5 protein-coding genes and 1 pseudogene are annotated in these 14,390 nt (G+C 66.2%); 4 read left to right on the plus strand and 2 right to left on the minus strand.

Annotated features, from left to right (window positions below):
- Positions 1-34: 34 nt before the first annotated feature.
- Positions 35-490, minus strand: coding sequence for a hypothetical protein (locus tag ACTMTB_RS27480; protein ID WP_441149086.1), 456 nt, complete (start codon positions 488-490; stop codon positions 35-37).
- A 533-nt stretch (positions 491-1,023) separates the two neighbouring features.
- Between ACTMTB_RS27480 and ACTMTB_RS27485 the strand changes: the two genes are divergently transcribed.
- From ACTMTB_RS27485 to ACTMTB_RS27500, 4 genes and pseudogenes are all read left to right on the plus strand, one after another.
- Entirely contained in the window at positions 1,024-4,509 is a 3,486-nt protein-coding gene (locus ACTMTB_RS27485; protein ID WP_441149087.1) for a LamG domain-containing protein, read from the plus strand.
- Positions 4,510-5,159: 650 nt separating this feature from the next.
- Positions 5,160-11,714, plus strand: coding sequence for an RHS repeat-associated core domain-containing protein (locus ACTMTB_RS27490; RefSeq protein ID WP_441149088.1), 6,555 nt, complete (start codon positions 5,160-5,162; stop codon positions 11,712-11,714).
- 110 nt (positions 11,715-11,824) lie between these two features.
- Entirely contained in the window at positions 11,825-12,364 is a 540-nt protein-coding gene (locus ACTMTB_RS27495) for a hypothetical protein (protein WP_441149089.1), read from the plus strand.
- A 640-nt stretch (positions 12,365-13,004) separates the two neighbouring features.
- Positions 13,005-13,169, plus strand: a pseudogene (locus ACTMTB_RS27500) (transposase); the annotation flags it as partial.
- Between the two features lie 47 nt (positions 13,170-13,216).
- Here the strand turns inward: ACTMTB_RS27500 and ACTMTB_RS27505 are convergent.
- Entirely contained in the window at positions 13,217-14,182 is a 966-nt protein-coding gene (locus tag ACTMTB_RS27505) for an ATP-dependent DNA ligase (protein ID WP_441149090.1), read from the minus strand.
- Between the last annotated feature and the right edge of the window lie 208 nt (positions 14,183-14,390).

Raw genomic sequence — 14,390 nt, forward strand, 5'->3', positions numbered from 1 at the left:
CGTCAGGCTTGCCGTCGCGGCTGAAATCAGTGGTCTAGGGTGCGGGATGCTCGAGTTGTGTGCGCACGAGCAGGAACTGAGGGGCGGGATCGTGCCCGTCGGGGTAGCCGATCAGCGTGACGGAGCCGATGGTGTGCTTGTCTGCCCAAGCGCAGACATCGAAGTTGACCCCGTCGGTTTTCCCGCCGCCGCAGCGCGCCTCTCCGCCCAGCGGGCCCGGTGAGGTCGGCTTGATGTCGGTCAGCTTGTAAAGGCCGTCGAACACCACGTCGAGTGCCGCGACCGGGTCGGTCACCGTCCCGGACACTCCGCTGACGAGGGCGGTGTACTTCTCGTCGGTGGAGGTGTAGGCGACGCCGACCGCGCTGCCGGGATCACCGGCAAGGATGGTCTTGAAGTGGGCCATGTTCCGTTGGGCGTGCCCGTGCAGGATGCGACTTTTCGCCTCCTGCCAGGAGCCGAACAGGTTTTCCTGCTTGTCAAGACGCATTACGACACCTGCGGAGGCGCTCGGGGATGTGTCTAGCCGTGTCTCGGCGGAGGGCTTGCCCGTGGCCGATTGCGGCGAACAGGCTGTCGTCGCCGTGAGGACTACGGCAGCCAGCACAAGGCGGTGTCTTGTCTGCTTCGACGTGCTGGCCAACCAAGTTCGCGTCATCGGTCTTCCTCGTTGCTGCTCAGAGATGGCAGCGCAGGATACCCCCTCTTCAGAGCGTCAGGACTGTCCCTGGTGGCTTGGCTAAACCGTGAACTCCCCCGGCCGGCGACTGTTTCGGTCGCTCATGCCGACCCTGTTGGCTTGCGGCGACGACCCTGGTCACCTTCGGTGATCTTGGGGGCCGTTCTGGGGGCGCTTGGGGGGTTTGTGGTGTCAAGTTGTGACGGCCCCTTACCTCCTGCCGCGAGCGTTCTCTAGGGTCCCGGTCCATCTGCTTATTGATCACGGGAGCTGTGGTGGGTGGTTGGGTGGGGCCTGGTTGGGCGGCCCAGGTGAGACGCGTTGCTAACCGGTCAGCTGTGGTGGTGACGGTGCTGCTGACTGCGGTTGCCGGTGGGGGCTCGATCGTGTCGGCTGTCCCAGCGGTGGCTTCAGCGCCGGTCGCGGGACACCTGCTGGAGCCCGGGGTGGTAGGGGATAGCCCGGAGACTGTGGCACTGACCGCTGCCGATCGATTGGGCAGGCCGGTCGAGGTCGCGCACTCGAAGACGGAGTCCTCACGAGTGTTGGCGACGCCGCAGGGTTCGCTGCTGCTGGAGTCCTACCCCGTTCCCCGGTGGATTGACAGACACGGCTCCGGGTGGCGCCAAGTCGACACGACCCTCGAGAGCACAGAGTCCGGTGTCGTCGCACCGATTGCCACCTTCGCCGACAGCCAATTTTCCCCTGGTGGTGCCGAGCCGCTGGTGCAGCTGCCGCTTGAGGGTGGCTTGGTGAAGATCTCCTGGCCGGCGCCTCTGCCCACGCCGACGCTGGAAGGTGACACCGCCGTCTACGCCTCCGTGCTGCCGGACGTGGACTTGCGTGTGCGGGCCTTGGTGGACGGCTTCACGTGGGTCGTGGTGGTGAAGTCGGCGCAGGCGGCCAAGAACCCGGCCCTGGAGTCGTTGCGGCTTCAGATGGAGACTCCCGGGTTGACAAGACGCGCACGCGTGGGCGGCGGCTTCGACGTGGTCGATGCCGCCGGCAAGTCGCTGCTGTCTGCGGGTAACGCGCTGATGTGGGACTCGCCGGGGACGCCTGAGCCAGGCGCCGGGTTGGCGGGAAAGAGCACTGTCGCTACGACTTCATCGGACGGGGACAGTGATGTGCTGTTCACCGCACCTGACCTGGCGAAACCGGTGGAGCTTCCGACCGAAGTTGTCGGTGCTGACCTGGTGATCCGGCCGAATCTGTCCCTGCTACGTGGCGCTGACACCGTCTACCCGGTAGTTATCGACCCGTGGACGTCGATCAACAAGTCGATGTGGGGTTACGCCGGGTCGCAGAACGCTACCCGGGACGACGGGGTGGCGCGCGTTGGCTTGGATCCCACCGGCGTGGCCGGAGTCTTCCGGTCGTTCTTCCGCTTCAACCTCTCCGGTGTTGGTGGCAAGAACATCCGTTCGGCGAAGTTCCTCACGGAGATGACGCACTCCTGGTCGTGCACCTCGACTCCGGTCAACCTGTGGCGTACCGCGGATCTGACCACGTCGGGTAAGCAGAGCTGGGATGGGCCGAACTTGGAGAAGTGGCTGGAAGAGCGGTCCGGTCACGCCCACAAGCCGCCGGCCGCGCCCAGTTGCGGCGATGACCCGCAGCCGGACATGCCGATGGAGTTCAGCAGCCAGAACCTGAAGACCGACATCGACGCGCACAAGGGGCAGGCCAACTACACGCTCGCGCTGGCGGCGCGGCAGTCCGACGGTAGCTCGGAAAGCACCAAGGAGTGGTGGAAGAAGTTCGATCCCGCGCTGACCAAGCTGACGGTGGAGTACAACACGGACCCGAACACTCCGACCGCCGGTCAACTGACCACACATGCCACCTACGAGGGCCCGGGGGAGGCCTGTGTCATCGGTGCGAATCGGCCGATGATCCGCGGGGACTATCCCTGGCTCAAAGCAATCCTGACGGACCTTGATGGCAGTAACGGCGGAAAGCTCTCGGGGGTCTTCAATTTGCAGAAGTGGACTGGCTCGGCGTGGGCACCTGTGTCCGGCTGGCCCCGAACCGTTGCAGGGGTGTCGCCGAACGCGAAGGCGGAGATCAAGTTCGGTCCTATCGCCGACGGCGAGCAGTACCGGTGGCAAGTCCAGACCAAGGACACCCTCGGGGGCGCGTCTTTGCAGTCACCGTGGTGCGAGCTGTATGCCGACTATTCCCCGCCAGCGTTCAGGCCCAAGGTCACCGCCGCCGACGGCCTGTACCTGGAGTCCGTGCCCGTCGGGACGAACGACTCACCGCGCGGCGCCAAGGGACTGTCCGGGCAGTTCACCTTCTCGGCCAACGGCGCGCCCGACGTCTACGACTATGTCTACTGGCTGGGACAGTCGGGACCGCAGCGGGTGGCGAAGGCGCCGTCGCTGGGCGGGTCCGTCACGGTGTGGGTCACCCCAACCGAACGACTGGACAACACGCTGTTCGTCAGGAGCCGCGACCAGGCCGGCAACCAGTCCGCGATTTATGAGTACGTCTTCCTCGCGGGAGACCCGACCGCTCCCACCGCTGTCTGGGGGATGGACGAGGGCAGCGGCACCGCCCAGGCCACCACCCCCGCCGGCGGCCCGGTCATCAACCTCTACAACAATCCGCAGTGGTCGGACGGCTGGGTGACCGGCACGCACAAGACCAAGGGTCGTCAGCGGGCGGTCAGCTTCGGCTACGGCAAGGGATGGGGCGCCACCACCACCAAGCCGCCCATCGACTCGTCCCACAGCTTCAGCGTCTCCGCCTGGGCGCGGGTCTGGAGCACCAACACGTTCGGATCCGTCGTGGCGGCCAGCGGTAGCAACAACGGCGCATGGCAGTTGCAGCGGGACAAGGGGGGCTCCTGGTATTTCCACACCTTCTCCGCCGACAGCCCCACCCACACCCGCACCTCGGTCGCCGCATCCCCCCCGGCCGCAGTGAACGTGTGGCAACACATCACCGGCGTGTACGACGCTGGCCTCGGCGAGATCCGCATCTACGTCAACGGTGTCGAGGCCGGTAAGCAGCCGCTGTCGTCGCTGTGGTCGTCGACCGGTGTGATGCAGATCGGCCGGGTGCACTACAACGGCGTCCAGAGCAACTACTTCGAAGGCGAGATTGACGACGTACGCCTGTGGGATCGGGTGATCGACCCCGATGAGGACCTTGAGCCGATCCTCAAACCCGTCCTCGTCGGCGAGTGGGACATGGAAGACCCCAACAACCCAGCGCCGCGGCAACAGGCCGACACGTCCGGCTACAACCGGCCGGTGACGCTGAGCGAGCCCGCCACAGCGGCGGACTTCTGCGCGGACGGGTACAACTTCACCACCGGTCTGTGCCTGGACGGCACCAGCGGCACCGCCGACACCGCTGGTCAGGTGTTGCGCACCGAAGGCTCGTGGACCGTCATGGCACGCGTCAAACCGTCGGCGTTCACCGCCTACCACACCGTCTTGTCCCAGTGTGGCACCGCACGGTGCGCCTTCTACCTGCAACGACAGAACAACGCGCCAGCCAGCTGGGCCATCGTCGTACCGGACAAGGACGCCTCCACCGGCGTGGTGTACACCACGGTCAAATGGGGCGGCACTCCCACCCTCAACCAGTGGGTACACCTCGCCGCGACCTACGACTCGGCACAGCGAAAGCTCGACCTGTACATCAACGGCGCCCCGGCCGGCGTCGTTGAGAACGTGCCACCGGCATGGCCGTCGACTGGTCGATTGCGTATCGGCTCCAGCGACTCCGGTGACCACTTCAAGGGCGTCATCGACGACGTGCAGGTGTGGCAGGGCGCCCTCGACCCCTCGCTGATCAACAGCCTGGCCAACTCCTGACAGGCCGGGGTCGGCGCGGCCCATAACGCCGCGCCGACCCCAACCGATCCCGCGCTCATTGCAGCCGCCCGACGGCCATGCGCTCAGGTCCGACACCGCACCGTTTCGTGCCCCAACCATGCCCCGTGACTGCGCTCTGCGCGCCGTCACCGCGCTCGATCAGGAAGGTTCCGATGACGCCTCCCCGCTCAGGTCGGCTTGCGCGCCGCCTACCCGCACCCGGCCCAGGGCAGAGGTTGCTGGCCGCCGCTGTGGTGTCAGCCCTCGCCGCCACCATCGGAGCCCAGGTCCCCGCCCATGCGCAGGCGCCGGCACCGGCAGATGTGTTGAAGCCCCAGCGGTACGAGTCGGTGCCAGTGCAGCCGGCAAAACCGGTGACTCCTCGCCGCACGACGTCGCCGACCACAGCGGTCGCTGCGGCAGCTGCGGCTCCCAGGTGGCCGGCTGCGGGCGCTGCGGAGGTCTCGCTCACCACCGCACGGGACCCCCGATCGTCGACGGCTGCCCGGCGTGCCGGCTCTCTTCCGGTGACCGTACGCGCTGCAGCCAAGAGCGCTTCCTCGGCCGTTTCACCGGGGCGGGTGCGAGTGGAGGTGCTGCCACGCTCGCAGGCCGAGGCAGTCGGGGCACGCGGAGGCATGCTCCTTCGGGTGGGCCGCACGGACGGGTCCGCCTCCGCCGGGCCAGTGGACGTCACCGTCGACTACGCCGAATTCGCCTCCGCCTACGGCGCCGACTGGTCATCGCGGCTGCAGCTGGTGCAGATCCCGCAGTGCGCGATGAGCACCCCGGCAGCACCCACCTGCGTCCCCATCCCTCTGCGATCACGTAACAACGTCCGCCAGCGGACGGTCTCCGCCGAGATCGCCGTGGCTCCCCTGCGGCCGGCCGCGGCCGCCTCGGACACCCGGCGCTTCGGCGTGCAATCTGCGGCCGCGACAGGCACGTTGGTCGCCGTGGCTGGCAGCCCCTCGGGTGGAACCGGTAACTTCGCCGCCTCGAGCCTCTCGCCGTCGGCGTCGTGGAGCCACGGCGGCTCCAGCGGCGGCTTCCAGTGGTCATACCCGATGCGGACCCCGCCCGGCCCCGGCGGCCCCGCTCCCTCCCTGGGCCTGAACTACGCCTCCCAGTCGGTAGATGGCCGCCACGCTGCCACGAACAACCAGCCCGGTCCCATCGGTGAAGGCTTCGACTACTCGCCGGGCTTCATCGAGCGGCAATACAAGGCCTGCGCCGATGACATGGACGTCGATGACAAGGGCGGCACCGCCAACAACACCACCAAGACCGGTGACCTGTGTTGGGGGCCGGACAACGCCGTGCTGTCGTTGGGCGGCTCGTCTGTGGAGTTGCTCAAGGGCACCGACGGCAAGTGGCATCCCCGTCGGGAGGACGGCTCGAAGATCGAGCTGCTGACCACCCCTGCCTACAGCAACGGTGACGACAACAACGAGTACTGGAAGGTCACCACCGCCAACGGCACGCAGTACTGGTTCGGCCGGCACCAGCTGCCCGGCTGGTCCGCGGGCAAACCGACGACAAACTCCGTGCTCACCGTGCCCGTCTTCGGCAACCACCCCGGTGAGCCCTGCAATACCAGCACCTTCGCCTCCTCCGACTGCGGTAAGCGGCAGGCGTGGCGCTGGAACCTCGACTACGTCCAGGACGTCCACGGCAACACCATGTCCCTGTGGTGGACCAAGGAAACCAACTACTACGCCAAGAACAAGTCCACCACCACAACGACCAGCTACGACCGGGCCGGCTACCTGAACCGGATCGACTACGGCACCGACAACCGCGACGGCAACGAGTACACGGCCACCGCCCCGTACGTGCAGAACGCCCCGATGCGGGTCGAGTTCACCAACTTGGACCGCTGCCTGAGCAACTGCACGACCAAGACCGCGACGACGTGGCCGGACACCCCGTGGGACCAGGAGTGCACCGCCAACCAGACCAACCCGGCCTGCCTCAACGCCTCCCCGACCTTCTGGTCGGCCAAGCGCCTCACCACCGTCACCACCAAGGTGTGGAAGGGCACCGGCTACCAGGACGCCGACTCGTGGACCCTGCGGCACAGCTTCCCCGACCCCGGCGACGGCACGCGCGCCGGACTGTGGCTCGAAGGCATCACCCACCGCGGCCTCAACGGCACCGCGGTGACCACCCCCGAAGTCACCTTCAGCGGCATGCAGATGCCCAACCGCGTCGATGCCGCCGGTAGCGACTGGGCGCTGGCCATGAATTGGCGGCGCGTCAACTCCATCACACTCGAAACCGGTGGCGAAATCTACGTCACCTACAGCTCCCGTGAATGCGTCAAGGGCAGCACCATGCCCACCGAGGCCGCGCTGGACAACAACTCGCTGCGCTGCTATCCGGTGAGTTGGACGCCCCCCGCATACACCAGCCCCATCACCGACTACTTCCACAAGTACGTCGTCACCGAAGTGCAGCAAATCGACCGCACCGGGGGTGCCCGGCCGCTGCGCACCGCCTACGAATACCCGAACCCCACCAACCAGCCCCTGTGGCACCACGACGAGGACACCGGTCTCGCCCCCGCTGACCGCAGGACCTGGTCACAATGGCGCGGATACCCCACCGTCATCACCTACACCGGTGAAGGCGCCGACCGCACCAAAACCGAAACCCTCTACTTCCGAGGCATGTACGGCGACAAACTCGCCACCGGCGGCACCCGCACCACCACCGTCCAGGGGCGAGAAGGCGCCGCCACCAACGACTACGACCACTACGCCGGCACCCCGAGAGAGCAAATCACCTGGCTCGGCGGGCAGATCGTCAGCGCCAATGTCAACGAGATGTGGCGCTCGGATCCGCCCACCGCCACGCGCGCCGGCACGCCGATCGCCGAAGCCCGCTACTCCCGGGTCCGAAAGGTCAACTACCGCACCGCAGTCGGCAGCACCTTCCGCCGCTCCAGCACGACCACGACCTACGACAACCGCGGCATGCCTGTCAGCGTCGAAGACACCGGCGACACCGCCAAGACCGGCGACGAAAGCTGCGTCCAAACCGAGTACGCCCGCAACCTCACCGCACCGAACTGGCTACTAACGCCCACCAAACGCGTCCACGGCTGGACCGGGCTCTGCACCACCGCTCCCACCCAGGAGCAGCAAATCACCGCCGACACCCGCTTCTACTTCGACTCCCTCGCCACCCACGGCGCCACGCCGACAGCGGGGAAGCTGACCAAAACCGAAGCCATCAAGAGCTTCAGCGGCGGAACGCGCACCTACCAGGTCGTCTCCACCGCCACCTACGACCCCCATGGCAGGGTCACCGAGGTTACGGACGTCGCCGGGGAGAAGACCAAGACCGCGTACACGCCCGCGACCGGCGGGCCGGTCACCAAGATCGTCACGACCAACCCGCTGGCGTGGGACACGGTCACTGACCTGGATCCCGTCCTCGGCCTGCCTCTCAAGGTCACCGACCCGAACCTGCGCGCGACCGAATACAGCTACGACGCGCTGGGCCGCAACACCGGCGTGTGGCTGCCGGGCCGGTTGAAGGCGTCGTTCCCCTCCGACCCGTCGATCGGCTACAGCTACAACCTGTCCAAGACCGGCGTCTCGTCGATCACCACTCGCTCGATCAACGCCCGAGCGGGCTTCGACACCTCCCACGCCCTCATCGACGCGCTCGGACGGCCGCGGCAGACCCAGGAGCCCGGCTACGGCGGTGGGCGCGTCATGACCGACACCTTCTACGACGCGGCCGGCCGCATTCGCAAGGTGAACGCCGCCTACCACAATGACAGCCCGATCGACCTGACCAAGATCCAAAGCCCGCTCGACCAGGACGTGCCCAGCCAGACACAGACACTGTTCGACTCCGTCGGCCGTCCCACCACCTCACTGCTGTTCGGCACACAAGCCAGCGTCCAGGTCGAGAAATCCCGCACCACCACCACCTACCACGGCGACCACCTGAGCGTCCTGCCGTCGGAAGGCGACGCCGCCACCACCGTCTGGATGGACGTCCAGGGCCGCACCGAGAAGCTGTGGAAATACCACGGCCAAACGGCCACCGGTAGCTACGACGAAACCAGCTACACCTACCACCCGACCGGCCAGCTCGCCACGGTCAAGGACGCCTCCGGCAACACCTGGTCCTACACCTACGACCTGCAAGGTCGGCTGACCTCCAGCCAGGACCCCGACAAGGGCGCAGCCACCCTGCAGTACAACACCGTCGGCGACCTGGAGAAGAGCACCGACTCCCGCGCCGACACCCCTGACCTCTGGTACACCTACGACCGGCTGGGCCGCCTGGAAACCATCCGTGAGGGCAGCCTCACGGGCCCGATGCGCATCCAGAACAAGTACGACCTCCCGGTCAAGGGCATCACTGCGTCCACCTCCCGCTGGATCGGGTCAGACGAGTACCGCGACGAGGTCGTCACGGTCGACGCGCTGTACCGGCCGACGCAGACGAAGCTGACGCTGCCCGCCTCGCAGGCAAGCTTCTGCGGCGCCACCGCCACGGCGTGCAGCTTCACCTCGAGGGCCACCTACAACCCCAACGGCTCACCGAACACCGTCACCCTCCCCGCCGCCGGCGGCCTCGCCCTCGAGAAGCTCACCTACGAGTACGACCAGAGCTACACCATGCCGTATCGGCTCAGCACCGACTACGGCGACCAGAGCTACTACGTCATCGACGCCGGATACACCAACCTCTACGAGGCCAGCACCATCACCCGCTCCGGCGAGCTCACCGGAACCAAGTCCGTCAAGTCATCGAACTACTACGACGAGGCAACCGGGCGGGTCAATAACAGCGCTGTCATCCGCTCCACCGCACCGTCCTACATCACCAACACCGTCTACGACTACGACGCCAGCGGCAACATCACCAAGATCGACGACAACACGGGAACTCGTCCCCGCGACACCCAGTGCTTCGACTACGACCACCAGCGCCGCCTCACCAGAGCATGGACGCCCACCTCGGCCGACTGCGAAGACACCGACTTCGTCGAATCCGACCTCGGCGGGCCCGCGCCGTACTGGCAAGAGTGGAACTTCGGCGCCCCGGACGACCCCAAGGGACGCATCGGCAACCGCCTCACCCAGACCGAGAAGGCCACACCCACCGGCACCATCACCACCACCTACAGCCACCCCGAGCCCGGCGCGAACCAGCCACACCGACTCGACGGATGGAGCCGCACCGACAACGTCGGCACCACCACCGGCGCCTACACCTACGACGCGGCCGGTAACACCAAAACCCGCCCGGGCCCGGCCGGGCAGCAAAGCCTCACCTGGGACGTCGAAGGGCACCTCGCCGCGCTGACAGACAGCGCCGGGAACAACTCCTACATCTACGACGCCTCCGGCAGCCGGCTCATCGCTACCGACCCCACCGGAAGCACCCTGTTCCTGGGCTCCACCGAGCTGCGCCGCAACGCCAGCACCGGCTCGCTCACCGCAACCCGCTACTACACGTTCAACGACGAAACCATCGCCCAGCGCACCGTCACCGGCGTGACCTGGCTCGCCAGCGACCACCAAGGCACCTCCCAGACCAGCGTCACCAACGACGCCAACCAGACGGTCACCCAGCGCAGACAAACCCCCTACGGCAAGCCACGCGGGCAGACCGTCGCCTGGCCCAACAACCAGGGCTTCCTCGGCGGGTACCAGGACCCCACCGAGCTGACCCACCTCGGAGCCCGCGAATACGACCCCACCATCGGGCGCTTCATATCCGTCGACCCCATCAACGACCCCGGCAACCCCGCCCAACTACCCGCCTACACCTACGCCGCCAACAACCCCATCACCTTCAGCGACCCGACGGGTGAAATCATCGCCGAATACGCGGGCGTCGACACGCCTGTCGGCCTGTGTACTCACCAAAAGGACGGCTACGCCTGCCAAGAAGAGATCGAAGGCTCCGGCCAAGGCAACGGAACGGGATTCAAGGGCAGAACCGGCGCCCAAAAGGGCCACGATGCTTTGGAGGTTTGTGGGCTCTCCCAAAGCCCTGTCGGCACGATATGCGACGTAGCAAATGCCGCCTGGTACTACGCCGAGGAAGACTACGTCAACGGAACCGTCTCGCTCATCTCGCTGGTTCCTGGCGTCGACTTCGTCTGCGCGCTGAAGACGTGGTGCAAGGAGGGCGTGCAATGGGTTGCAGGTAAAGTCAAGACGCTTGTTGGCAAGGCGCCAGTTGGCGCTGCGCCAAAAATCAATCCAGCGGCAGAAGCGCGGGAAATTGCGGCAATCGTCGCAGATGCGCGCACGCAAGCGACCAAGAACCGCATCCCAGTCTCGACGCCACCAGCTCCTGTCAAGAGTCCGGCGGCCAAAACCAAGGGCAAACCCGCGAGTAATGGCGGCGACGCCCCGCGGACCAAGGACGGCTGCCTCCACAGTTTCGACCCTGACACACCTGTCCTCATGGCCGACGGCACCGGGCAGCCGATTAGCAAAATAGCCCCTGGTCAAGAAGTCCTCGCACAAGATCCTCAGACCGGCGAGAACAGCGCCCAGCCTGTGCAGCAGGTGCACGTCAACCGCGATAAGGCGCTGACGAATCTTTCCCTCCAAGTCGCGAAGGGGGACTTCGTCAAGCTGAAGACCACTCAGCATCACCCCTTCTGGAGTGAGACCCGCGGCCGATGGGTGGATGCCGGAGACCTTCAGCCGGCCGAACGGCTGCGAGCAAAGGACGGCGAGCTGGTCACCGTCGCTAAGGTCGACAACTTCCTCGACCTGAAAACGATGCGCGACCTCACTGTCGCCGCACTCCACACGTACTTTGTACTCGCAGACAACACCCCAGTCTTGGTGCATAACTGTAATAGCGCCAAGCTGGGCAAAAACCTCATCAATTCTGGTGACGCTAAACCGGCGGGGGTCGATGCCCAAGCGCACCACATTGTTCCATGCGGCTGCAAGTTGGCGGCACCAGCGCAGCGCATTCTCTCGCGCCACGGCATCGACATCAATGACGCAGTTAACGGTGTCTGGATGAGTCAGAAGGGTCATGCTGCAACGTTCCGCCGTAAGGCGCCCAACTCGTATTATGACTGGATCAACGATGAGGTCGCGAGGGCTGATAGGCTCGGAGGGCGACAAGGTGTGCTTGACTTCCTGCGACGAGCAAAATCCGATCTATCTGCCGTTGACCAACATGCTCGCTACGAGTTCTATTAAGATGCGAGTGTAACTGCGGTGAGATTAAGGCGACGGTGGGCTCTTTCGGGGCCCACCGTCGCTTAGGTTCTAGGGCTGTACCAGTCAGGTCTCTGATCGATGGAGTGCATGTGGCTTTCATGGCCGAACTCTCAGTGGATGAATATGGTTATCTATTTGGCGGGGAGGAGGCCTTCCCGGTTGACGTTACGGAGCATGACTGGGAAACTCCGTATCCAATATTCGAATCGCTCGCAAACTTCGAGTGGGACCCAGGCGAGCTGGGAACCCATCCCAACATCTTCCGGCATCCAGAGATTCGCGACTGGGTTTGTGATAGCCGAGCCTGGTCCGTTTTGTCGATGGTTGCGGCACCGGATATCAGATTAATCGGCGAGGGTTTTTTGGGCGAGGAAAGGATGTACATCGTTCAGGTGATCGCCACGCTGAATGTGGTCGACCCTGAAGCATCGATCATCCATGACTATGGCTCCTACCGAGTGGTCGAGTTTCCGGCATTCCGTCGCAGCGCCGCAGATGGCATCAGCTCGCGTGCCTTTAGGGTGCCGGGATCCTATACCGATCTGTTCCTCGGCGACGTGGTGAAGTCATCGCTTGACGACGCAGGTATCGTTGGCCTGAGGTATACGCCTATCCCGTTGACGGGTTGAGTCGCCGGGCGTGTGAAGTAGCTTCCGTTGTAAGGCGCTAAGACCGTGTCTCAGGTGGTGGTTCGCTGGCCTGGGGTGGTAATCCACTTCTACTGTGGACGAGCGATTGATCCGGCAGTGGGCGCCTGACGAATAGTGGATCCTGGCGCCCCGTTGATCCTGCCACCACTTCGGCGTCGGCAGGTCGGAGGTACGCCGCCGATCGACGCGCGGGCGGTGTTCGCGGCGATCCTGTACGTGCTGACCACCGGTTGTGCGAGGCGGCCCTGCCGCCCGGGATCGGGTGTCCAGGGCCACCGCGCACCGCCGGTTCGCGGCGTGGACCGCCGCCGGGTGTGGCGCGGGCTGCACGTGGCAACCCTGGACCACCTCGGGTCGAAGGGTTGATCGACTGGTCCCGCGCCACCGCCGACGCCGCCTACCTGCGGGCGAAAGGGGGGGGCTGACCGGGTCCGAGCCCGGTCGACCGGGGCAAGCCCGGCAGTAAGATCCACGCCCTGCCGGACCGCGGCGGGCTTCCGCTTGTCCATCGGGATCTCCGCTGCGAACACCCACGACAGCCGCCGCCTGGAATCCCTCATTCAGGTTCCCCGCCGTCAGGTCCCGGCGCGGCCCCCGCAGGCGGCGCCCGGACAAGCTGCACGCCGACAAGGGATACGACTAACCGCACTTGCGACGGATGCTGCGCCAGCGCGGCATTCGACCCCGCATCGCCCGCCGCAGCATCGAGTCCGCCAACCGCTTGGGCCGGCACCGGTGGGTGATCGAGCGGACCTTCGCCTGGCTGACCGGCTACCGCCGACTGAGGTCGCAAGCCGGCCGTTCTGGGGCTAGTGGAGGCGCTGGCGGGGGTCAAATCCGGCTGTCGAGCGTTGGTACGTCGGCGAGGTCGAGGTCGAGGCGTGGGCGTCGGTAGCGGACGAGGTGGCGCCATCGGTGGTGCTCGTAGGCGGTGTCGACCTCGATCTCGGCGGCGACCGCGGGGAGGACCGGGGTGTAGGGGAGCGGCTTTGGCCGATCCAACTGCCCTGTCCAGGAGGCGGGCAGTGGTTGCGGCCACGGATGGGCGTCTGGTGCTGCGGTGTGAGGGGTGAGCAGGTCGATCAGCTCCGCGCGTTGGGCGGGCCGCAGGGGGTGAGTCCGGCCGGTGTAGCGGAGTCGTCCGTGCTCGTCGAGGCGGCCGAGCAGGAGGGTCTCCGGACTGCTGATGCTGGGGGTGACGCCGCTGATGATGGCCTCGGTGGTGTGGTAGGCGCGGTACTTCTGCCAGCCGCGCTTGCCGGGCTCGTAGCGGCTGTCGAGGCGTTTGATCATCAGTCCTTCGATGCCGGCGGCGGTCCAGGTGTGCAGCCACTCGGTGGCCTGCCCGACGTCGGTGCTCTGCGGTGACAGGGTGACCTGTGCTGGGGAGTCGGCGAGCAGTGACGTCAGCAGGGCGCGCCGTTCGGCGAGCGGCTTGTCCAGCAGTGGTAGGCCGGGTGGGGCGCTGAGGAGGTCGAAGACCACGTAGTGGGCGGGGTGGCTCCTGGCCAGGGCGTCGCGGCCAGTCCCGGCGGTGACCCGCCGCTGCAACTGGGAGAAGTCGGTCCGATCTCCCGCCCACACCACGAGTTCCCCGTCCAGCGCGGCGCCGGGTGCCACCGCCTGGGTGACCGCCTCGAGGACGTCCGGGAAGTAGGTGCCAAGGTCACGGCCGGCTCTGGACTGCAGGTAGACCCCGTCCTGCTGGCGGAACGCCAGGGCGCGCCAGCCGTCCCACTTTGGTTCATAGGACAGGCCGTGGCCTGTCGGCACGATCTCGACGGGTTTTGCCAGCATCGGCGCGACCGGTGGCCGCAACAGGGCACCGGCGTCGGGTGGGCTGGCGCGCCGGCGGCCAGGGCTCACCGCGAGACACGCCTTGGGCAGACCCGAACAGTCCTCACCTCCTTCCCTCAGGGTTGGGCCTCGCGGCCGGCGGCGCAGGGAGATGCCGAACAGTCGATGGCTGTACGACATCCCTTTACAGGCATGCCCTTCGATCGAC

Origin of the sequence: Micromonospora sp. L32 (genome assembly GCF_052068055.1) — a bacterium.
Lineage (GTDB): Bacteria > Actinomycetota > Actinomycetes > Mycobacteriales > Micromonosporaceae > Micromonospora > Micromonospora purpureochromogenes.